This window comes from Vibrio sp. 970, from assembly GCF_033339075.1.
On record NZ_JAWOTW010000776.1, the window covers coordinates 1 to 526 of the forward strand.

1 protein-coding gene is annotated in these 526 nt (G+C 45.8%); it reads left to right on the forward strand.

Going from position 1 to position 526, the window contains the following annotated elements; genetic code table 11:
* Nucleotides 1-273, forward strand: a 273-nt coding sequence (locus R7Q11_RS29130) for a hypothetical protein (protein WP_225467339.1), incomplete at its 5' end; no start/stop codon positions are given.
* Nucleotides 274-526 lie beyond the last annotated feature (253 nt).

Sequence of the window (526 nt, forward strand, 5' to 3'; positions counted from 1 at the left end):
GCTCATGGTAACAGCATGGGCGTGTGGGCGACGCTTTGTACGCTAAACGGTTTCGAGCTGGTTCAGATAGAAGAGGGCGACAGCTCGGTGACGCACAAGGGCAAGCCGTGTCCATTTAGTCACTTTTCCACTTTCCACCAAGATTCACTTCCAACTACACCGATACTTTCACGACTGAGCTCGGTAATTTCTGAACGCTACACTTTTTTGGCTCTAAGTGTACGATTTGAAACGCCAGTTCCACGTGCGCCGCCTGTGGCTTCTTTTTCATAATCCATAAAAACAATAAGTAAAGTCACACATACACTGCTCATTCAAGCAGTCGCACTCCCAAACCTGTCCAAATTTCACCGCATAGAAAAGTATGTGGGGGAAGCATTTGGTCTGCGTTTTTGGTGTGCAAAAATGAAAAGGAAATAAACATGTTGAGAAACTCAACAAAGCCTCAACTCAAGGAAGCGTCGCGCGCAAAATCCATCTACTTTATGACGTGGCGATGGCATTTCTACGCAGGATTATTCGTTAT